Origin of the sequence: Pseudomonas sp. PDM19, assembly GCF_014852215.1 — a bacterium.
Taxonomy (GTDB): domain Bacteria; phylum Pseudomonadota; class Gammaproteobacteria; order Pseudomonadales; family Pseudomonadaceae; genus Pseudomonas.
In genome coordinates, this window is sequence record NZ_JACVBG010000004.1 from 491,270 (window position 1) to 513,139 (window position 21,870).

Genomic DNA, 21,870 nt, shown 5'->3' on the forward strand with positions numbered 1-21,870 from the left:
CCATGGCCCAGCAGAACGCCTATAACGCAGACGCCATCGAGGTTCTCTCCGGCCTCGACCCGGTGCGCAAGCGCCCGGGCATGTATACCGACACCTCGCGGCCCAACCATCTGGCCCAGGAAGTCATCGACAACAGCGTCGACGAAGCCCTCGCCGGCCACGCCAAGAGCGTGCAGGTGATCCTCCACGAGGACAACTCGCTGGAAGTGATCGACGACGGCCGCGGCATGCCGGTGGATATCCACCCTGAAGAGGGCGTGCCCGGCGTCGAGCTGATCCTCACCAAGCTGCACGCCGGCGGCAAGTTCTCCAACAAGAACTACCAGTTCTCCGGCGGCCTGCACGGCGTGGGCATCTCGGTGGTGAACGCGCTGTCGACCCTGGTCGAGGTGCGGGTCAAGCGTGACGGCAACGAATACCGCATGACCTTCGCCGACGGCTTCAAGTCCAGCGACCTTGAGGTCGTCGGCACCGTCGGCAAGCGCAACACCGGCACCAGCGTGCATTTCTGGCCGGACGCCAAGTACTTCGACTCGCACAAGTTCTCCGTCAGCCGCCTCAAGCATGTGCTCAAGGCCAAGGCCGTGCTGTGCCCGGGGCTGCTGGTCAGCTTCGAGGACAAGTCCACCGGCGAGCGCATCGAGTGGCACTACGAGGACGGCCTGCGCTCCTACCTGGTCGACTCGGTTTCCGAGAACCTGCGACTGCCCGACGAGCCGTTCTGCGGCTCGCTGGCCGGCAACAAGGAAGCGGTGGACTGGGCCCTGCTGTGGCTGCCCGAGGGCGGCGAATCGCTGCAGGAAAGCTACGTCAACCTGATCCCCACTGCCCAGGGCGGCACCCACGTCAACGGCCTGCGCCAGGGCCTGCTGGACGCGATGCGCGAGTTCTGCGAATTCCGCAACCTGCTGCCGCGCGGCGTGAAGCTGGCCCCGGAAGACGTCTGGGAGCGTATCGCCTTCGTCCTCTCGATGAAGATGCAGGAGCCGCAGTTCTCCGGCCAGACCAAGGAGCGCCTGTCCTCCCGCGAGGCCGCCGCGTTCGTCTCCGGAGTGGTCAAGGATGCCTTCAGCCTGTGGCTCAACGCCCACCCCGAGCTGGGCCTGCAGCTGGCCGAACTGGCCATCAGCAACGCTGGCCGTCGCCTCAAGGCGGGCAAGAAGGTCGAGCGCAAGAAGATCACCCAGGGCCCGGCGCTGCCCGGCAAGCTGGCGGATTGCGCGGGGCAGGACCCGATGCGTTCCGAGCTGTTCCTGGTGGAGGGTGACTCCGCCGGCGGTTCGGCCAAGCAGGCGCGGGACAAGGAATTCCAGGCGATCATGCCGCTGCGCGGGAAGATCCTGAACACCTGGGAAGTGGACGGCGGCGAAGTGCTCGCCAGCCAGGAAGTCCACGACATCGCCGTGGCCATCGGCGTCGATCCGGGTGCGGCCGACCTGAGCCAGCTGCGCTACGGCAAGATCTGCATCCTCGCCGACGCCGACTCCGACGGCCTGCACATCGCGACCCTGCTGTGCGCGCTGTTCGTCCGTCACTTCCGCCCGCTGGTGGAAGCCGGCCACGTCTACGTCGCCATGCCGCCGCTGTTCCGTATCGACCTGGGCAAGGAAGTCTTCTACGCCCTGGACGAAGCCGAGCGCGATGGCATCCTCGACCGCCTGGCCGCCGAGAAGCGCCGTGGCAAGCCGCAGGTCACCCGATTCAAGGGCCTGGGCGAGATGAACCCGCCGCAGCTGCGTGAAACCACCATGGACCCGAACACCCGTCGCCTGGTCCAGCTGACCCTGGAAGACACCGAGGGCACCGTGGAAATGATGGACATGCTGCTGGCCAAGAAACGCGCCGGCGACCGCAAGTCCTGGCTGGAAACCAAGGGCAACTTGGCGGACATCGCCTGATGCGCTGGTTGTTGGCCTGCTCCTGTCTGATCGCGGGCCTTTGCGCCGGCCCCGCCGTGGCCGCCCAGGCACCCGAACAGGCTGCCAAGGCTGCCGCGCCGCTCGCCACGCCCATGGCGCCGGCGTCGCTGCAGTTCGTCGCGGAACATCCGGTGGAAGGCATGCCCAGCGGCAACCTCTCCGGGCTCGCGCTGTGCGGCAACGAGATGTGGACGGTCTCCGACCGCGATGACGACCGCCTCTATCGCCTGTTGATCGACGAAACGCCGGGCAAGGCCTGGCAGGCCACCGCCGAACCCTTCGTGGTGCCGGGCACGCCGGAAAGCGGCCTGTCCTGGGGCACCCGCGCGCGGGTCAGCATCGGCGGCCTGTTGCGCGGCGGCGCCATGGACTTCGAAGGCATCAGCTGCGACCAGGCGGGCAACCGCTATGTGGTCAGCGAGGGCTATGCCGCCGTCCTGCTGCTGCCCGCCGTTGGCGAGCCGAGCTGGCTGCCGTTGCCGCAGAACCTGCTGCGCCAGGCTCGCGCCAGTGGCCTGCTGATGGAATTCAATGCGCTCTACGAAGGCATCGCCATCAGCGCCGACGGCAAGCAGCTGTGGCTGGCCGCCGAGCGTCAGCGTCGCGGCCTGCTCAAGGTGCATAACGAGAACGGCACCTGGAAGTGCGATGGCAACTGCGTGATGCTCAGCGAAGGCGGCACCGCGCTGCCGCCGCTGGAGCTGGGCGCCGAGCGCGCGCTGCCGATCGATTTCTCCGATCTCGCGCTGTACAAGGACAGGCTGTTCACCCTGGAACGCCTGGCGCACCAGATCTGCCGCCGCGATGCCAAGACCGGCGCGCAGGAGCTTTGCTGGTCCTTCGCCGCCGGTGCGCTGGCCCCGGAACGGCGCTACGACCTGCCTTACGGCGTGGCCGAAGCGCTGATCCTCGACGACCAGGGTGCCTGGATCGGCCTGGACAACGGCGAGCACGCCCGCGCCGACGGTGACGGACGCCCCTACGTGCTGCGCTTCGCGGCGCCGGCCGGCGGCTGGCTCGGTGGCAAATGAACGACGCGGCGCCGGGCAAGCGGATCGGCAAGATCATGATGTTCCTCGCCTGGGGCGCGGGCATCCTGCTGGCCACCCGCTATTTCGGTGCCTGGGAAACCCGTCAGCACAACCCCAACCCGCAACCGCAGTCGACCCGCGGCGACGGCTACGTGGAAGTGCGTCTGATCGGCAATCGCGCCGGCCACTATGTGGTGGACGGCAGGATCGGCAGCGAGACGGTGACCTTCATGCTCGACACCGGCGCCACCCAGGTGGCCCTGCCGCAGCGCCTGGCCGATCGCCTCGGCCTGCCGCGCGGCCTGCCAGTGACCCTGGACACCGCCAACGGCCGCAGTCAGGGCTGGCGCACGCGCCTGCCCAGCCTGCAGCTTGGCGACATCCGCCTGACCGATGTGCCGGCGCTGATCGCGCCGGGCATGGAAGGCGACGAGGTGCTGCTCGGCATGAGCGCACTCAGACAACTGGATTTCACCCAGCAGGACGGCACCCTGGTGCTGCGCCAGCGATCTACACCGTGAGGCACGCATGAGCGAAACCCTCGATCTGAGTCTGGAGGGCGTGGAGCGCCGGTCACTGGCCGACTTCACCGAACAGGCTTACCTGAACTACTCCATGTACGTGATCATGGACCGCGCCCTGCCGCACATCGGCGACGGTCTCAAGCCCGTACAGCGGCGTATCGTCTACGCCATGAGCGAACTGGGCCTGGACGCCGACTCCAAGCACAAGAAGTCGGCGCGTACCGTCGGTGACGTGCTGGGTAAATACCACCCCCACGGCGACTCGGCGTGCTACGAAGCCATGGTGCTGATGGCGCAGCCGTTCTCCTACCGCTACCCGCTGGTGGACGGTCAGGGCAACTGGGGTGCGCCGGACGATCCCAAGTCCTTCGCCGCCATGCGTTACACCGAGGCCCGCCTGTCGCGCTACGCCGAGACCCTGCTGTCCGAGCTGGGCCAGGGCACCGCGGACTGGGTGCCGAACTTCGACGGCACCCTGGACGAGCCGGCTGTGCTGCCGGCGCGCCTGCCGAACCTGCTGCTCAACGGCACCACCGGCATCGCCGTGGGCATGGCCACCGACATTCCGCCGCACAACCTGCGCGAAGTGGCCGCTGCCTGCATCCGCCTGCTGGATGAGCCGCAAGCGACCATCGTCGACCTGATGGAACACGTGCAGGGCCCGGATTTCCCCACCGAAGCGGAAATCATCACCCCGCGCGCCGACCTGCAGAAGATCTACGAAACCGGCCGTGGCTCGGTGCGCATGCGCGCCGTATACCGCGTCGAGGACGGCGATATTGTCGTTACCGCGCTGCCGCACCAGGTCTCCGGGGCCAAGGTGCTGGAGCAGATCGCAGGGCAGATGCAGGCCAAGAAGCTGCCGATGGTGGCCGACCTGCGCGACGAGTCGGACCACGAGAACCCGACCCGCATCGTCATCATCCCGCGCTCCAATCGCGTGGACGCCGAAGAGCTGATGACCCACCTGTTCGCCACCACCGACCTGGAAAGCTCGTACCGGGTGAACATGAACGTCATCGGCCTGGACGGCAAACCCCAGGTCAAGGACCTGCGCCAGGTGCTGAGCGAGTGGCTGACCTACCGCACCGACACCGTGCGCCGCCGCCTGCAGTTCCGCCTGGACAAGGTCGAGAAGCGCCTGCACCTGTTGGAAGGCTTGCTGGTCGCCTTCCTCAACCTCGACGAAGTCATCCACATCATCCGTACCGAGGACCAGCCCAAGCCGGTCCTGATGCAGCGCTTCGAGCTCTCCGAGCTGCAGGCCGACTACATCCTCGACACTCGCCTGCGTCAGCTGGCGCGCCTGGAAGAGATGAAGATCCGCGGCGAGCAGGACGAGCTGGCCAAGGAGCGCGCCAAGCTGCTGGCGATCCTGGGTTCCAACGCCAAGCTGCGCAAACTGGTGCGCGACGAACTGCTGGCCGACGCCGAGACCTACGGTGACAACCGCCGTTCGCCCATTGTCGCCCGCGCCGAAGCCCGCGCCCTGTCGGAAACCGAGCTGATGCCGACCGAGCCGGTGACCGTGGTGCTGTCCGAGAAAGGCTGGGTGCGTTGCGCCAAGGGCCACGACATCGACGCCACCGGCCTGTCCTACAAGGCCGGCGACGGCTTCAAGGTGGCCGCGCCGGGCCGCTCGAACCAGTACGCGGTGTTCATCGACTCCACGGGACGCAGCTACTCGCTGGCGGCCCACAGCCTGCCGTCCGCCCGTGGCCAGGGTGAGCCGCTCACCGGTCGCCTGACGCCGCCGCCGGGTGCCAGCTTCGACCGTGTGCTGCTGCCAGAGGACAGCGCGCTGTACGTGCTGGCGTCGGATGCTGGCTACGGCTTCGTCGCCAAGGGCGAGGACATGCAGGCCAAGAACAAGGCCGGCAAGGCGCTGCTCAGCCTGCCCAACGGCGCGCAGGTCATGGCGCCGCGCCCGGTAAATGACCTGGAACAGGACTGGATCGCCGCGGTCACCACTGAAGGCCGCCTGTTGCTGTTCAAGGTCTCCGACCTGCCGCAGCTGGCCAAGGGCAAGGGCAACAAGATCATCAGCGTGCCGGGCGACCGCGTGGCCAGCCGCGAGGAGTACCTTACCGACCTCGCCGTTCTTCCGACGGGCGCGACTCTGGTGCTGCAGGCCGGCAAGCGGACGCTCTCGCTCAAGGGTGACGACCTGGAGCACTACAAGGGCGAAAGGGGCCGTCGGGGCAACAAACTGCCGCGCGGTTTCCAGCGAGTGGACGCCTTGCTGGTAGAATCGCTGTCTCAGGATTGAAACGCGGCTCGATACATTCTGCCTCTGGAGCTGAGGCGCCGGTTAAGGGATGATACGTCCCTTTGGGTAACCGGCGCCGCGGCGCGTTGCCTGAAGTAATATTGGTTTTGTTGGAAGTAGCGCCGATATTCGGCGAATGACGGTGATCCAGATGAGCGCTTTGCGCGCCTTGGCCTATCTTTCCCTCGTCAGCCTCCTCGGGCTGGCGGGTTGTACGGTGAATCGACCGACCCAGCTGTACCAGCTGGATGCGGGTGCCGTTCCGGTTCCGGAGCGGGACAACGGTGTCGCCGTGCTCCTCGGTCCGGTGTCCCTGGCCGATTACCTGAAGCGCGAGACCATGGTCCAGCGTCAGGCCGACGGTATCCTCAACCTGTCTACCGAAGCCCGCTGGGCCGGCAGTCTCGAGACCAACGTCAGCCAGCAGCTGATGCGCCTGCTCTCGGGCGAGCTGGACAGCACCCGCCTGGCGCTGTTCCCGGAGAAGCCCGGCTTCACCCCGCAGGTCCAGGTCATGCTGACCATCAGCCGCCTGGACTCCGGCCCCAAGGAGCCGGCGGTGCTGGAGGCGCGCTGGCGTCTGCTCGACCCGAAGGGTGAACTGCGCGACAGCCGCGTCTTCCGCGAGGAAGAGGCGCACTCGGGTAGCGTGCAGGACCAGGTGCGCGCGCAGGGCGACCTGCTGCGCAAGCTGTCCGTGCAACTGGCCCGAGACGTGCGTCCGGTCGCCGCAGCGGTTGCCGAGCAGCAGGCCGCGCCGCCGCGCAAGCCGGCAGTGGCCAATACCGAGCAGGCGGCCAAGCCCAAGGAAGAAGGTCCGAAGATCCCGCTGGTGGTACCGATCCGCACCGATGTCGAGGTCTACCGCTTCTAGGTCGATCCTCGTGATCGCAGCATTCACGGCCCGCCGAGCATAGCTTTGCGGGCCGTTTTGCTTCTGCCGTGGCCGGTTTTGACATCTTCTTGACGGCCCCTGTGGTATCTACGGGCGCTTGTGCAGGTTAATGGCGCCCGGACGTTTTCCGCGCGGAACCTGCGAGAGACTCGCGCGTGTCGTCACTCCCTCAACTTTCCGGTGTTCAGGCGGAATCCGCCCTGAGTCGTCAGACGCTTTGCGTGATGCTGGCGGCGCTGGTGCTGTTCCTGCTCGGTGTGCAGGGCGATGCCTTCGTCGGCTTCGACTCGCGCTTCGTGCTGTTCGCGCGCGAAATGCTGCGCCACGGGCCGGGCTGGTTCCCGAACACCTACGGCGCGCCCTATCCGGACTATCCGGCCACCTCGACCTTCCTGACCTACCTGCTCTCGCTGCCACTGGGGCGGGTCACCGAATTCACCGCGTGGCTGCCCACCGCACTGGCTGGGGCGATCTGTACCGGCATTGTGTATCGCCTGGTGGCTCCGTTTTCGCGCTCCTGGGCGCTGGTCAGCGTGGCGATGCTGCTGCTGACGGCCACCTTCGTCAGCGAAACGCGGGCCGTGTCCCTTGACCTGATGGTGGCTGCCGTCGGCCTGCTGGCTTTCTACGTTGCCTTCCATGCCGAGCGCCATGGCCTGCCGGGCCTGCTGCTGCGCCTGCTGCCGTTGCTGCTGGCCGGTTTCGCGTTGCGCGGCCCATTGGGGCTGGTGGTGCCGGCGGGCATGGTGTGCAGCCAGTTGCTGCTGGACCGGCGCTGGAAGCCACTATTCGCCTTCTCGGCGAGCGCGCTGGCGCTGCTGATCCTCTGCGTCTTCGCGCTGGTTGCCCTGGCGCGCTCGGCGGGTGGCGAAGCCTTCGTCCAGGACGTCCTGCAGATGCAGGTGATCGGTCGTCTGGACGGCTCCGCCGGCTCCAGCGATGCGCTGTATTACTTCCGCAGTTCCCTGGGCAACTACGCACTGGCCTTCCCGTTGGCGCTGCCGGCGCTGGCGCTGCTCTGGCAGCGTCGCCACGAGCCGGCGTTCCGCCTGGTGGCGGGCTGCGCCCTGGCGGCGCTGGTGGTCATGGTCGGGCTGTCGGTGCCGCAGGCCAAGAAGGCCCGCTACATCATCGCGCTGGCGCCGCTGGCCGCCATTATTGCCGGCTACCCGTTCATGGTCGCCGGCAGCCGCCTGGCGCAGGTGCTGCGCGGCTTGCTGCGAGTGCTGTGGCTGGCCTTGCCGGTCCTGTTGCTGGCGGGGTTGTGGCTGGCCTGGAAGCGTTATCCACAGGAACTTGTCGCGCTGGGATGGCGCGTACCGGCGTGCATCGTGGTGCTCGCCGCGCTGCTGGCATTCGGCGCACTGCGCTGGCGACGTCCGCCAGCACTGGCACTGGGTGCCGCGCTCGCGCTTTGGGCCGGCTACATCCTGGTCTTCGAACCGATGGAGCACCGTCTGTACGACAGCCAGGCGTTTTCCCGCGAGGTGCTGCGCCAGCTCGACGCACAGCCCGCACCCCTGGCGCTCTATGGCATGGCGCCGGACGCGCAGGCGATCAAGCTGATGGTCAATCTCGACCGCGACCTGAAGCCGCTGTTCCTCGACCGCCCTGAGCAGTTGGCGGCACAGGGCGGCCCGTTCTACCTGATAATCCAGGCGCGCGATGCCGAGCGCGTAGCCGCCACCCTGCCGGCGGCCTCCCAGCTGTTGTTCGAAGGCAGTTTCGACAAGGAAACCTTCCGCCTGCTGCGCCTTCCCGGAGTGGGCTCCAAGCCGTGATGAAAGCACTGACACCTTTGCTTGCCGGCTGCCTGTTGCTGGGCGGCTGCGGCGATTCCGATACCCAGGATGTGGTCGAGCGGGACCAGGCGTTCTTCCGCCAGCACCCCTTGCCAGCGCTGGAGATCGCCTCCGGCGGCGGCAGCTTCGTGCTGCCCTTGTTGCCCGATACCCAGTTCTACGCGGAGAACAATCACCGCAAGCGTCACCTGTTCCGCAGCGAACAGCGCTTCCCCGACCTGCCGTACCAGCCGGCGCTGGCGTTCTTCGCGCAGACTTTCTGGCTGGCCAAGTACGCCGAGGTACTGCAGGTCCCGCTGGTGGTGCACCTGGGCGACGTGGTGGAAAACGCCGGTGTCGCCACCCAATGGCAGACCGCCAGCGGCGCCATGCGCACGCTGGAGGAGCGCGGCGTGCCCTATAGCATCGCCACGGGCGAACGTGACGTACACGAAGAGGCCAGCACGGATGACCGTCGCTCCTTTCTCGACCGCTTCGCGGATCACTTCGGCCCCGAGCGCGCCGCCTGGCAGAGTACCTACGTCGGCAGCGACCCCAAGGGCCTGAGCCAGGTGCACCTGTTCCAGCGCTACGGCCAGTCGTTCCTGCTGCTGGCGCTGGACTGGAGCCCCTCCGAGGCCACCCTGACGTGGGCGCAGAAGGTCATCGACGAGCATCCCCATGTGCCGGTGATTCTCGCCTCGCACAGCATCCTGCGGCGCAGCGCCGGAGGCGTGGCGGAGCTGTCCCGCGAAGACAACGCCAGCGGCGCACTGCTGTGGGACCGGCTGATTCGCCGTAACGATCAGGTCTTCCTCACCCTGAACGCCCATGCCGACGGCGCAGCGCACACGCGGATGCTCAACGACCTGGGGCACAGCGTGGACATGGTGATGGTCGACTACCAGCACCAGTACCTGGGCGGTAACGGCCTGCTGCAGCTGCTGGAGCTGGACCTGCGGCGCAACAGCCTCGCCGGTTTGTCGCTGTCGCCCTGGGTGCTGTGGAAGCGTCAGGTCTACCCGCAGGCCTACAAGCCCTGCGCGACACCGCAGGCCCTGCAGGATTGCGATCAACTGATGCCGGAGGACTCTCCCGGTTGGGACAACCGCTTCCACATCGAGCTGGATTACCAGGCGCGGTTCAGCAGCTTCCAGGGCTACACCGCGCAGCTGCCTTTGCCGAGCACGCAGGCGCCGTTACTGGAGCAGCTTCAGGTGCAGCTGGGCAAGCGCTGAGTCAGTCGTTGCGCCGCAGGGCGTGGCGCAGGCCGATACCGCCCAGCGCCACGCCCAGGCAGGGCAGCCAGACCCAGCGCGCCTCCGAGATCAGTACCTCCAGCCCGCGTGGGCTGAGGAAGCGCGACAGGCCGATGGGCGAGACTTCGATGGGGTGCAGCGGCAGGAAGTAGCGCTGATCGCTCCACGGCCAGAACCAGGCGACGCCCAGGCCGCCGTCGGTCATCGCATCCAGCACACTGTGCGACGCGGTGGCGAGTCCCACCCACAGGCCGGCCTTCAGCGGGCCGCTGCCCAGCAGGCGGCAGCACAGCGCCCCGAGCACCCCCATGCACGCCGCGAACAGCAGGGAATGGCTGAAGCCGCGATGGCCGAAGGCGTCGTTGTAGGCAATGCCCAGCTTGAAGGCGACCACATCGAGGTCGGGCAGGCAGGCGGCGAGCATGCCGGCCAGCAGCAGGCGCGGCGGGATGAAGCGCGAGCCGAGCGCAAGACCCACGGCGAGTGCGGGCAGGGGGTGGGTAATCAGGGTGGTCATGGAATCCTTTCCACGAGGGGCCTGGCGGCCCCCTCACTTTCTATTGGGGGTCAGGTGGTGCGCAGGGCGCGCATGCGCGACAGCTGGCGTTCGAGCATGGAAGGATAAGGTTCCTTCAGCCATTCCACGCAGCAGGCATTTTCCGGACTGGCGATAGGACGAATACGTGCGCGCTCGCGGACTTTTTCATCGTCGCCGATGGATTTCTCCACCAGCAGCAGGTTGCGGCTGTGCTGGCTCAGGGCCAGGGCATCCTGGGCGGAAGCGTCCTGCAGCAGCTCGGACTGTTCCAGGTCGGCGACGTCCTCGCCCAGCACCAGGCCCAGTTGCAGTTGCAGGGTGATGCCGCTGTCGGCCACCTCGATCTGCAGGGCATGGCCCAGGGCGCGCATCAGCTCGCCGCAGCACAGGGCATTGGTGAGGAATTCCTCGTCCTGGTCGCGGCTGTGGAAGAGGATCAGGCTGCCACCGTCGCTGAGGGTGTAGAGCGTGCCCTTGTACAGGCGCGCGGCCTGCTCCAGGCAGTCGCGGTAGCGCTGCAGCAGGTCGACCAGACGGGCACGCGGCAGGCGGCGCAGCTGTTCCTGGGCGCCCAGTTGCACGGCCAGCACGGCGCTGGTGCCGGCGGAAACAGGCTCCGGCTCGGCTTCAGGTTCTTCTTCGATGCCGATCTCGTCTTCGGCTTCCTCTTCCGTCGCCGCCTCGAACTCTTCCTCGGGGAAGTCCTCGTCCGTGTCAGCCTTGCGGCGCGCGGCGGGGGCGAGCAGTTCGTCGTCGGAGAAGATGTTCTCGTCGAAATCGTGTTCTTCGGCGGTGCCGGCGGCTTCCAGAGACGGCTCCTTGGCGGCGGGCTTGGCAGCCTTGGCCGGCGCTTTCGGGCGCGGCGCAGGGGCACTGACCACCGGCTCGGGGGCCGGCGGCTTCTCCGGCGCCAGGCGCGCCTGGAGCTGACGGGCAAGATCGCCGATCTCGTTCTGCAGGCCGGCACCCGGCGCGCTGTCGTCCGGGTCGCGCAGCCAGACGCGAAGTTGTAACAGTGGTGTGGAAATCTGCCGGCCCAGGCGCAGACCGAAGGTCAGGGTGAGCAGCAACAGGATCAGGCTGATCAGCCCCATGCTCTGCAGGCTGACGGTCATCGGCTGCTCGAACTGGTGCATGTCGAGGCTGATGCGCAGGTGGCCGGCGATCACTTCCTGGAAGGTGATGGGCGTGGAGTACAGGCCTTCGGCGTCTCCCAGCAGGCCCTGCTTGGGCCGCGTGCCGGATTCGGCAAGGATGCGGTTGTCCACGCTGTAGATGGCCGCGTGGGCCACCAGCGGGTTCTTGGTCAGGTTGTTGAGCAGCACGTTGAGGCTGAGGATGTCGTTGGACACCAGCAACTCGGTGGCTGACTGCGCGGTCTGCGTGGTCAGGCTCTGGCCAAGGGCGTCGGCCTGCTGCTGCATGGCCTGCTTGAACTGCAGGCCCATCACGCAGGCGTAGATCACCAGGGCCGTGGCCACCAGCAGCAAGCTGTGGACAGCGATGCGCAGGGCAATCGGCACGCGGCGCTGGCGCAGGGCGTGGAAGAGCAGCAGGAAGAAATTGTCGGGCTTGACGGAGGTGGGCCGGGTCACAGCGGGCTCGGTCTTCTTTAGGGCAGATGCGGGGCAGTATAACGAGGCCCTACCGGGGGGCAAAGCGCCGCAGGCGCTGTCAAGGCGGCGAAAGTCGGCGCGGCGCGTCGATCTGTGGTGCATTCCGATCGGTGGTGCCGTCTGCTGATCAGTGGGCAGGCGGGCGAGCGGAGCATCCGCAGGCAGTGAAAGCAGGTAGAATGACCGCCTTTTTTCCATGGCGGAGACAGCGCCTTGCGCGAGATCGTCCTGATCAACATCACCGGGGAAGACCGCCCCGGCCTCACCGCGGCCATTACCGGCGTCCTGGCGCAGGGTGGCGTGAACATCCTCGATATCGGCCAGGCGGTGATCCACGACACCCTGTCCTTCGGCATCCTGGTGGAAATCCCGGATAACGAGCGGGCCTCGTCGGTGCTCAAGGACGTGCTGTTCACGGCCTACAAGCTCGACCAGCAGGTGCGCTTCACGCCGGTCTCCGAAGACGACTACCGCCAGTGGGTCGGTGGCCAGGGCAAGCCCCGCCACATCGTCACCCTGCTGACTCGCCGGGTGACCGCCGAGCAGTTGCAGCGGGTCAGCTCGATCACCGCCAAGTACGGCCTGAACATCGACCAGATCGATCGCCTGTCCGGGCGCATGCCGCTGGATATGCCGGCCGACGAGGGCAAGGGCTGCATCGAATTCTCCGTGCGTGGCGAGCCTGCCGATCCGGCTGCCCTGCGCGCCGAGTTCCTCAGCGTGGCCCAGGAGCTGAACGTCGACATCGCCTTCCAGCAGGACTCGGTGTTCCGCCGCAATCGTCGCCTGGCGGTGTTCGACATGGACTCGACGCTGATCGAGGCCGAAGTGATCGACGAGCTGGCCAAGGCCGCCGGTGTCGGCGAGCAGGTGTCCGAGATCACCGAGCGTGCCATGCGCGGCGAGCTGGACTTCCGTGCCAGCTTCAAGGAGCGCCTGGCGCTGCTGCAGGGCCTCTCCGAGGATGTGCTGGAAGAGATCGGTGCCTCGCTGCGCCTGACGGAGGGCGCCGAAACCCTGTTCGCCGAACTCAAGCGCCTGGGTTACAAGACGGCCATTCTTTCCGGTGGCTTCAGCTACTTCGCCAAGCAGCTGCAGGCGAAGCTGGGCATCGACTATGTATTCGCCAACGAGCTGCAGATCGTCGACGGCAAGCTGACCGGCGTGGCCATCGAACCAATCGTCGACGCTCAGCGCAAGGCCGACCTGCTGCGCGAGCTGGCGGCGAAGGAAGGTCTGCAACTGGAGCAGACGATTGCCGTGGGCGACGGCGCCAACGACCTGCCGATGCTTGGCCTGGCCGGCCTGGGCGTGGCGTTCCGCGCCAAGCCGCTGGTCAAGCAGTCGGCCAAGCAGGCGATCTCCACCCTCGGGTTGGATGGCATCCTGTACCTGCTCGGCTTCCGTGACCGCGAAGGCGCCTGACCTGCGCTGATCGACGTCGGAATGAAAAAGCCGCCCCTTGGGGCGGCTTTCTTGTTTCTGCCGGTCGGAATCACTCGTCCGAAGCGAAGTCGTAGTCCATCGCCTGGCTCGGCTCCTGCAGGTAGCGACCCTGGATGTAGTTGGCGCCGGCCTGCCACAGGGTGGCCAGCGCGGTGGCGCTTTCCACCATGGGCACGATGGTCAGCTTGGCCTGGGCGTGCAGGCTGGCCATCAGGGTCTTCAGGTTTTCCTGGTTCTCCGGGACGTTCAGGTCCTGCACGTAGGAGCCGTCGACCTTCACGAAGTCGACGTTCATGTGCTTGAGCGTGTTGAACGGGTTGAGCGCACAGCCGAACTGGCACAGCGCGATCTGGCAGTGCAGCTCGGCCAGGCCCTGGCTCAGCACCTTGGCCTGGCGCAGGAAGGCGATGGCGTCCGGTTCGCTGATCTGGATGATCAGGGCGTCGGCCGGCAGGCGCGAAGCCTTGAGTGCCACGCTCAGCCACGGGAGCAGCTCCGGGTCCTGCAGGCTGGAGCTGGAGAGGTGCACGAAGAGTTTGGTCTCGTGTCCCTTGGCGCGGTGCTCGGAGAGCAGCTTGATGGAGTTGAGCAGCACCCAGCGGTCGATCTTCTCGGCCAGGCCGCTGGCCTTGGCGGCGTTGAGGAAGTCAGCTGGTGGCACTTCCTCGCCCTGCGGGTTGAGCAGGCGCAGCAGCACTTCATAGTGTTCGTGGGTGTCGCCGCGCAGGCTGATGATCGGCTGGAACAGCAGGCGGAAGCTGTTCTGCTCCAGCGCCTGGCGGATGATCGCGCTGATATCGCCACGGTAGGCGGCGGCGGCCAGTTCATCGGCCGGGTTGAAGACCTTCAGACCGTTGCCGTTCTTCTGCGCGACCTCGTCGGCGCCACGGTGGGCGCGTTCGATGACTTCCTGGGCGCGGGTGGTCTTCTCGTCCAGCCCGGCCGTGCCGATGGACAGGGTGACCTGGGCGCTGCGGCCATGGATGTCGAACAGGTGGCCTTCGATTTTCTTCAGCAGCGCGTTGAAGCGCGGTGCGGAGTGCTCCGGGGCTTCGCCGGGCAGCAGCACGGCGAATACATCATCGCTCAGGCGCGCCAGTTGGGCCGGTTCGGGGAACTGCCCGCGCAACAGGTTGCCCAGGTCCGCCAGCAGCAGGTCGATGCTGGCGACGCCCAGGTCCAATTGCAGCGCCTGGGCGCGGTCGAGCTGCATGTAGGCGAAGGTGGCCGGCTGGCCGGCGGTCACCGCGCGCTCCACGGCGCTGTCCATCAGGTCGAGGAAGTGGGCGCGGTTGTACAGGCCGGTGACCAGGTCCTGGCTGCTGACTTCGCGGAGTTTTTCCTCGAGCTGGGCGTTGTCGGACTCGGCGCGGATCACCACCTGGATGCACGGCTCGCCGTCGTAGGTGGCGGGCGAGAAGGTCATGCGCGCGGCGAAGGCCTGGCCGTCGCTGCGGATACCGCTGCAGGCGAGGTCGGCGTTGTCCTCGGTGGTCTGATAGCCCTTGAGGAAGTCCTTGAAATTGGCCTGGTCGCAGCCGGCGATCAGGTCGATCATCGGCATGCCTTCCAGTTCCTCGGCGTCCTCGTAGCCGAACAGGCCGACATAGGCGCGGTTGGCGTAGATGTGCATGCCGTCATGGACGTAGGTGATGGCGTCCACCGAGCTGTCCAGCAGCAGCTGGCAACGCTTCTCCGCTTCGCGCAGGGCGACTTCGGCGGAGCGGCGGGCACGGCGTTCCTCGAGGTTGGCCAGCTCGCGGTTGGCCACCAGGATCAGGCGCTCGTCCTCGCCTTGCGGCAGGGCATCCTGCGCGCCGAGGGCCAGGGCTTCGGTCACGGCGTCGGAATCAGTGCCGCTGACCAACTGGATGAAGGGAATGTCCTTGGCCTGGCGGCGAATGGCGCTCAGCGCTTCGCTCGGGTCCAGGGCCTCGGCTTCCGGAGCTGCGATCAGCAGGTCCCAGCCCTGGGGCAGGATGTCCGTCAGGTCTTCACTGGAGGTGATGCGGTGGACGCGGGTCGCACGACCGGCGTTGCGGAACAGGCTGACCAGGCGCTCGGCTTCGTTCTGCGAGTCTTCCAGGATCAGCAGGCGGATGGTTTTCTTTTCATTGGCCATTAGGAAGGCTGCTTATACCGCGCTGGACGGCAGCAAAAAGGCGACGAAAGGGAAGTCTCCGGAATCTACAGAGACTTCCACAGCGAGTCAAAGTCTTCCTCCCCGCCGGGGCCACGAGCGTTCGGGGCTGTGATGGGCTTATCGCTCGACGCGCCGGTTGCATCCTGTGCCTGGTATTCGAACTGGGTGAAGCTGGCGGTGGCGGTGACCTTGCGCGTCAGGGTGGCGCGACGCTCGTCCCCATGCAGGTTGAGCTGCACGCGGTTGCCTTCCTGGAAGGGCAGGCGCGGGGTGATGACGGTGGCCGGGCGAGAGATCGCGGCAATCTCCGGCAGCAGCAGGGCGCGCAGGTACTGGCTGCCCTGCTCGGTCTTGCGCAGCAGCTGCAGGCCGCAGGGTTGGGCGAGCGGGGCGATCAGCTCGATACCCATCTGCGTGCCGCCGCCACGGACCTGACGGATCCAGCGCACCACGGCGACGCTCCAGCTGTGCTCCGGGGTGTCCTGGATGCCCAGGACTTCGCCGGCCTGCAACTGGCTGGGTATGTCCTTCGGCCAGGTCAGGCAGTAGCCGCCGGGGCTGTGGTTGACGATGCTCAGGGTATACACCGGGTAATCGTCGCGCGGAGCTTCCGCTGCCGCTCCCAGGCCAAGCCCCAAGCTGCCGTCGTCTGCCGGACGCGGCGCGGTGTACTCGATTTCCTCCAGGGGCATGCCGGGCTGCCAGTCGTTGACCTTCTGCGCATCGAAGGCGCCGGACCAGGCGTCTTTCACATCGGCCTTGAAGGTCGGTATCTGCTCCTGCACCTGGATTTTCAGCAGGTCATTGAAGTTCTTGCGGCCGGCGAGGAAGTAGTGCAGGGCGCTCATGCCAATGCACAGGGTCAGCTGGCCCTGGCCAGGGGTGCGGTGGAAGGTGCGCTCGGCGATGTCGCCCCAGGCTGCGGCGAGGTGCTGCAGCAGGTCGACGCTGACGCCCTCGGGTACCTTCAGGCGCGCCTGTGCGCGGTTTTCCGGCGGCAGCAGCAGGTATTCGCGGATCACGTCCACCAGCGGCTGCGGGTCGATGCCCAGGCTGCCGGCGAGGTCGCTTTCCTTGAACAGGGTGCGGTAGCGCGGCGGGCCATCCACCTGCGGTACCACCACGAACAGGGTGGAGGGCGCATCGGCGGCTTGCACTTTCACCTGCGCGGCCCAGCCTTCGAGGACTTCGGCGACGCGGGCGATGTTGTTCTGGCGCATCTGGTTGCAGCGCGCCGAACCGAGCATCAGCGCCACCAGGTAGGACTGTTCGATGGACAGCCCCTGGGCCTGGCGGGCGAGCGCGTCGCGTACCGGGGTGTTCTGCAGGCCGTGCTGGCGGGCCAGCTGGTAGAGCTGGTGGAGCTCCAGCCAGAGGTTCTCCGGCACCGGGCAGTACAGCTGCGAGGCGCGCACCAGCGGGCCGCAGAGGCTGCGGATGGCGCGCTGGATGGCGGCGGTCATGACCTGGGCGCGTTCGCGGGTGAAGCGCGAGGCTTCGCGCACGACGATCAGCTTGTAGCCGATGGCGAGGTGGTTCTGCAGGGCCTGGCAGAGGTTGGCGACCTTGCGCGGACGCTCGTCCAGGACGATGGACTGGTTGAGGAAGTGGCGTTCCAGGTTATGGCAGACGAAGTGCACTTCCGGGCGGAACAGTTCCAGCAATTGCAGACGCGTCTCGACCGGCAGCTTGAGCTGGTTGAGTTCGATCAGCCCCTGGTAGAGCTGGCGTGCCGTTTCGCCGAGGTTGGCCTTGGGCAGGTGATCCAGCCAGTTTTTCAGCTCGCGCGTGTTGGCGTTGCAGAAGCTCAGGCTCTCGTGCGTCGGGGTGGGGACACGTAGAAACTGCTGGGGACTGTTGTCCATGGTGGGAATGGTTTCTCCACAAGCCGGCTCGTTGTACGAACCGGTTGGTCATAACTGTCGGCTTTTTCCGAACTCTAGCAGCATCCGTCGCCCACCGCAGCCCATCGCCCGGATGGTGCGCGGACAGGTCACGCCAGCGGTGTTTCGCCTTTGATCTGCCGTTGCAGGGCGTTTTTCGCCGAGTCCTGCGCCGTGCTGCGTACCCAGCCGTCGCCCTGGGCGATCACCGGATGGGCAGCCCAGTCGAGCAGGTCCTGGCGGCGGCAGACGCCGGTGTTGCCCTTGCCGGCGCCGGCCACCACCTTGTAGACCACCTGGTCCTGGCGGCCGCGCTTGTCCGGATGGTCGTCGATCACCTGGCGCACGGCCCAGGCGTCGCCGCTCAGGGCATTGCTGTAGCTGGCGCCGAGCAGGACATCTTCCGGAGTCAGGCGCTGCGCCTGGGCGTGCTCCTGGGCCAGCTGGAGGATTTTCAGCAGGTCGTCGAACTGCACGTCGATGAAGGAATCCATCTTGCGCAGCGCGTGGTAGAGGTCTTCCGGAGACGGGCCGGTCGGCAGCTTGGGCGAGTCCGGCAGGCGTGCCAGCGGCGCGGGGTAGCGGCGCCAGGCGAACAGCCCGTTGAACAGGATGGCGACGAGGAGAATCAGCACCACGTTGAGCAGCACGGGGCTGAGCACGTAGTGGAAGCCCAGCGCGGTCACCGCCGGGCCGCCGGAGACTGCGGCCAGCGCGGTAGCGCCGCCCGGCGGGTGGATGCAGCGCGCGTAGTGCATGACCAGGATCGCCGTGCCCACGGCCAGGGCGGGGGTGAAAGGCTGGTCGGGAAAGAGTTTCTGGCAGATCACCCCGACGATGGCCGAGAGGACCTGGCCGCCAAGCACGGCCCAGGGCTGCGACAGCGCACCATGGGGCACGGCGAACAGCAGCACGGCGCTGGCGCCCATGGAGGCGACGACCCAGATGGCCGCTTCGCCGGGCAGGACCCAGTGGGTGACGGCGTAGATGGCGGCGATGCCGCACAGCGCTCCGATTGCGGAGAGCCATTTTTCCAGATGACTGGTGGCATTTGCCCGCCAGCCGAACAGGTGCAGAAAGCGTTTCATGGCAGGGAATTGGCACGATGAGGCGAAAAGCGTTGGCGGGCGACTCGTTGGCCGCCCGCCTTATAGGAGCGGGCGTCAGCCCTGGCGCGCGCCACCCAGGCGCTCGCCCATGCGCACGGCAGTGCTGGCAGCGAGGTTTTCCGCCCAGCTGACCTGCTCCGGACCGAACAGCACGATGGCGGTGGAACCCAGCTTGAAGCGGCCCAGCTCGGCGCCTTTCTCCAGGTGGATCGGCGCGCGGGAAGCTTCGTCGTAGGAGAAGGGCTTCAGCTCGCGCTTGGGTGGAGTGACCAGGCCGGCCCAGACGGTCTCGATGGAGGCGACGATCATCGCCCCGACCAGAACCACGGCCATCGGCCCGCGCTCGGTGTCGAAGATGCACACCACGCGCTCGTTGCGGGCGAAGAGTTCCGGTACCTGCTCGGCGGTCAGTTGGTTCACCGAGAACAGGCGGCCCGGCACGTAGACCATCTCGCGCAGGGTGCCGGCCAGCGGCATGTGCACGCGGTGGTAGTCCTTGGGCGACAGGTAGACGGTGGCGAACTCGCCGCCCATAAAGGGCGCGGCGCGCTCGGCGTCGCCGCCCAGCAGTTCCATCAGGCTGTAGCTGTGGCCCTTGGCCTGGAACACGCGGCCGTGCTCGATCGGGCCGAGCTGGCTGATGGCGCCGTCAGCGGGGCAAAGCACGGAGCCTGCGCTTTCGTCCAGCGGACGCGCGCCGTCTTTGAGAGCGCGGGTGAAGAAAGCGTTGAAGTGCTCGTAGGCACGCAGGTCCTCGACCTGGGCTTCGCGCATGTCCACCTGGTAGCGACGGGCGAACCAGGGAATCAGGCGGTCCTTGAACCAGGGCGCGCGGCACTCCGCGGCGCAGCCGATCAGGCGCGACAGCAGGTGATGCGGCAGCAGGTACTGGGCGAGGATGAACAGACGATCTTTGAACGACATTCCTTAAACCTCTACGGGGGTGTCGGGATGGTTGCCCCATTCCGACCAGGAACCGGCATAGCCCTTGACCCGCGGATAGCCGAGGGCCTTGGCCACCAGGTAGGTGAAGCCGGAACGGTGGTGGGTCTGGCAGTGGGTGATCACTTCCTTGTCCTTGGTGATGCCCAGGTCCTCAAGGATCTGCGGCATATCGGTACGGATGCGCAGGGCGCGGGCCGGGTCCATGCCGGCGGTCCATTCGAAATTGACGGCGCCGGGTACGTGGCCGGCCTTGGCGGCGAGGACTTTCTGGCCGCTGTACTCGCTGGGATTGCGGGCGTCCCAGACGGCCAGGTCGGCGGCGCCCAGGCGGCTCTGCAGGTATTCGCGGGTGGCCGTGGGCTCGTCGTGCAGGGTCAGCGGCAATGGGCCGCCGGCCGCTGCCGGGACGTCCTCGGAGAGCGGCAGGCCGTCGGCGAGCCAGGCGTGCAGGCCGCCGTCGACGTAGTGGTAGTGGTGGTGGCCGATCACGTCCAGCAGCCAGATGAAGCGGCCGGCCCAGCCGCCGCCTTCGTCGTCGTACACCACGTAGACGGCATCGGGGTTGTGGCCCAGTTCGCCGAACAGTGCTTCCAGGTCGGCCTTGGCCGGCAGCAGGCCCGGTGCCGGCCCGCCCAGCTGGGTGCGAGCCGGAGCCACGAAGCGGGCGCCGGGGATGTGGCCCTGGGCGTAGCGTGCGGCGCTGGTCAGGTCGACCAGGATCAGTTCGGGGGCGTCGAGGCGGCTGGCGAGGTCAGCCGGTTCGATCACCAGGGGCAGGGCGGAGAAGACGGACATGTCGGGGTCTCCCGGCGGGAACGGTGGGGGGAGGCAACGTGAGCAGGCGCCCTGGGCTACCCCGTGAGGGCGGTTAGTTTAAAGGGGACGCGGCGGGGCGCAAACCTTTCGCGGATCAGGTGCCCCGTGCCATCTGCTTCACCGCGTGCTCGATGCACTGCACGGTGCGGCCGAAGGCCTGGGCGTGCAGGTCCGCCAGCGGCTGGCCGTGGCGGTCGCAGACGACCAGCATGACCACTCGCGCGCCGTTGCCCAGCGAGCGCAGCAGCAGGTGTTCGCTGGGGATCAGCGCCTTCAGCGTGCCGGGAATCAGCGCCGAAAACTCGGCCATGTTGGTCGGGCTCAGGCGCAATTGACCGGGTTGTTGCAGGAGTTTGCGCAGTACCGGGCTGGCGGCGACTTCCAGCTTGAAGTCGCCGATCTCGCCGTCCAGGCCGAAGTCCCGGCGCGCCTGCAGCCAGCTGCCGCCCTTGTCGGCCAGCAGGATCATGCCGCGTTGCAGCCCGCAGGCCTGTAGCGCGTCGCTGGCGCAGTCGAGCAGTTGCACGGCGTTGCCGAACGGGCTGGGCGTCTGCATCAGGCGGGTGCAGTGCTGTCGCCATTGCGCCAGGGTGTCCGGCGCCTTGGCCGGCTCTTCGGCTTTCGGGCCGTTGAGCCAGCGGCGTGCCTCCCAGGGCCAGAGCAGCGCCTCGGCCGGATGCCAGAGCTGGGGCCGGGCGTGACGCCGGGCGCTCTGCGCGGCGAGGCCGTGGACGGTCTGCTGCAGCTCTTGCAGCGGCATCTGAAGATACAGGCTGGTCAGGCGCTGCCAGCGCAGCATGTGCACGCCGCCCCAGGACTGGTGCGCGGCCATGGCGATGCTGTTGGCGAGGAGAATGGTGTTGGCCGGTCGGGTCAGCCAGCGCTGCAGCTCCGGGTCGGCGTCCAGGCGCTGCTGCTGGCCCAGTGCATCGTGTTCGGTGTGGGCGACGTGCAGGGCGCGCACCAGCAGGCGCTTGTCGTCGCTGAGCAGGGCGTAGCCCTGGCCGACCCAGTCCGGCAGTCGCCAGCTGTCGGCCAGTGCGCGACACAGTGGTAGCAGGCGGGTGCCGAGCAGTTCTTCCTCGACCTCGCTGCTGCAGCGGCCCAGACCGTAGACCTGGCGCTGCCAGTTCTCCATCAGCTCCGGTCGGGCGGTGGCCAGCGCCCACAGCGGCGCCAGGGTGAACAGGCTGCCCCAGTGGATTTCCTGCCAGAGCCGCGCCAGGCGGTTGGCGAACAGCCCGCTGGCCTGCTGCATGGCGTGGCGGCTGATCAGCAGCAGCTGGCTCAGCGCGCGCGGCATCTGCGCTTCGGGCACCGCGGGCAGGCTGTCGAGCAACTGGCTGGCGCGACTCAGGCCCAGGCGGTTAAGCGCGACCTCCAGGCTTTCCGCCGGATTGTCCCGGGCGCTCTGCGCGCGGTTGGCTTCGCGCAGGATGGCGAAAGCCAGTGTCGGCGCGTCCTGCAGCAGATCGGCGATGTCACGGATCGAGCGCCGGCTATCGTTCAACGCACGGCGAATATCATCGCGCTGCTCCAGCGGAACCGGCAAAGGCAGGTCTTCCAGCTGGGTGAGCCAGGCCTTGAGACGCTCTGGATGAAGCATTTGCTTGGGCATGCGTGAGGCGCCGAACTGGTTTTTAGTGTTTTCGGCCTATAGTCTTGCCCGAAATCTCCGATAACAACAGGGAGGCGG

16 protein-coding genes are annotated in these 21,870 nt (G+C 67.2%); 8 read left to right on the top strand and 8 right to left on the bottom strand.

Annotated elements, in window-relative coordinates; all coding sequences use genetic code 11:
• Positions 1–2 precede the first annotated feature (2 nt).
• From parE to IB273_RS24490, 7 genes are all read left to right on the top strand, one after another.
• The gene (gene parE / locus IB273_RS24460; protein ID WP_081515508.1) at positions 3–1,898 is read left to right on the top strand and encodes a DNA topoisomerase IV subunit B; all 1,896 of its coding nucleotides are present in this window, start codon (positions 3–5) and stop codon (positions 1,896–1,898) included.
• Entirely contained in the window at positions 1,898–2,950 is a 1,053-nt protein-coding gene (locus IB273_RS24465; protein ID WP_192225219.1) for an esterase-like activity of phytase family protein, read from the top strand. The genes parE and IB273_RS24465 overlap by 1 nt, the downstream gene beginning before the upstream one ends.
• Positions 2,947–3,471, top strand: coding sequence for a TIGR02281 family clan AA aspartic protease (locus IB273_RS24470; RefSeq protein WP_081515510.1), 525 nt, complete (start codon positions 2,947–2,949; stop codon positions 3,469–3,471). Before IB273_RS24465 ends, IB273_RS24470 begins: the two co-directional genes overlap by 4 nt.
• Before the next feature lie 7 nt (positions 3,472–3,478).
• A complete protein-coding gene (gene parC, locus IB273_RS24475; protein WP_081515511.1) occupies positions 3,479–5,743 on the top strand; it encodes a DNA topoisomerase IV subunit A in 2,265 nt (754 codons plus the stop codon).
• Positions 5,744–5,894: 151 nt separating this feature from the next.
• The gene (locus IB273_RS24480; RefSeq protein WP_081515787.1) at positions 5,895–6,617 is read left to right on the top strand and encodes a membrane integrity-associated transporter subunit PqiC; all 723 of its coding nucleotides are present in this window, start codon (positions 5,895–5,897) and stop codon (positions 6,615–6,617) included.
• A gap of 245 nt (positions 6,618–6,862) precedes the next feature.
• Entirely contained in the window at positions 6,863–8,419 is a 1,557-nt protein-coding gene (locus IB273_RS24485) for a glycosyltransferase family 39 protein (RefSeq protein ID WP_192225399.1), read from the top strand.
• Positions 8,419–9,657 (top strand): calcineurin, encoded by a 1,239-nt coding sequence (locus IB273_RS24490; protein ID WP_192225220.1) that lies wholly within the window; start codon positions 8,419–8,421, stop codon positions 9,655–9,657. The genes IB273_RS24485 and IB273_RS24490 overlap by 1 nt, the downstream gene beginning before the upstream one ends.
• A gap of 1 nt (position 9,658) precedes the next feature.
• On the opposite strand, the gene IB273_RS24495 is transcribed toward IB273_RS24490, so the two are convergent.
• The gene (locus tag IB273_RS24495) at positions 9,659–10,195 is read right to left on the bottom strand and encodes a metal-dependent hydrolase (protein ID WP_151188502.1); all 537 of its coding nucleotides are present in this window, start codon (positions 10,193–10,195) and stop codon (positions 9,659–9,661) included.
• A 50-nt stretch (positions 10,196–10,245) separates the two neighbouring features.
• Positions 10,246–11,811: an AhpA/YtjB family protein gene (locus IB273_RS24500; RefSeq protein ID WP_192225221.1), complete on the bottom strand. Its 1,566-nt coding sequence runs from the start codon at positions 11,809–11,811 to the stop codon at positions 10,246–10,248.
• A gap of 234 nt (positions 11,812–12,045) precedes the next feature.
• Here IB273_RS24500 and serB point away from each other — a divergent pair, with 234 nt between their 5' ends.
• Positions 12,046–13,257, top strand: coding sequence for a phosphoserine phosphatase SerB (gene serB / locus IB273_RS24505; RefSeq protein WP_138524114.1), 1,212 nt, complete (start codon positions 12,046–12,048; stop codon positions 13,255–13,257).
• 70 nt (positions 13,258–13,327) lie between these two features.
• Here the strand turns inward: serB and IB273_RS24510 are convergent, their stop codons facing one another.
• The 6 genes from IB273_RS24510 to IB273_RS24535 all read right to left on the bottom strand — a co-directional run bounded on the left by IB273_RS24510 (position 13,328) and on the right by IB273_RS24535 (position 21,792).
• Positions 13,328–15,400 (bottom strand): EAL domain-containing protein, encoded by a 2,073-nt coding sequence (locus IB273_RS24510; protein ID WP_192225222.1) that lies wholly within the window; start codon positions 15,398–15,400, stop codon positions 13,328–13,330.
• 65 nt (positions 15,401–15,465) lie between these two features.
• Positions 15,466–17,286, bottom strand: a complete 1,821-nt coding sequence (locus IB273_RS24515) for a molecular chaperone (protein ID WP_192225223.1) — start codon at positions 17,284–17,286, stop codon at positions 15,466–15,468.
• A 128-nt stretch (positions 17,287–17,414) separates the two neighbouring features.
• Entirely contained in the window at positions 17,415–18,392 is a 978-nt protein-coding gene (locus tag IB273_RS24520; protein WP_192225224.1) for an HPP family protein, read from the bottom strand.
• A 75-nt stretch (positions 18,393–18,467) separates the two neighbouring features.
• On the bottom strand, positions 18,468–19,337 hold the full coding sequence (gene asd, locus IB273_RS24525; RefSeq protein ID WP_192225225.1) for an archaetidylserine decarboxylase: 870 nt from the start codon (positions 19,335–19,337) through the stop codon (positions 18,468–18,470).
• A gap of 3 nt (positions 19,338–19,340) precedes the next feature.
• Positions 19,341–20,153 (bottom strand): thiosulfate sulfurtransferase, encoded by an 813-nt coding sequence (gene rhdA, locus IB273_RS24530; RefSeq protein WP_192225226.1) that lies wholly within the window; start codon positions 20,151–20,153, stop codon positions 19,341–19,343.
• Between the two features lie 115 nt (positions 20,154–20,268).
• A complete protein-coding gene (locus tag IB273_RS24535) occupies positions 20,269–21,792 on the bottom strand; it encodes an HDOD domain-containing protein (protein ID WP_225610270.1) in 1,524 nt (507 codons plus the stop codon).
• Between the last annotated feature and the right edge of the window lie 78 nt (positions 21,793–21,870).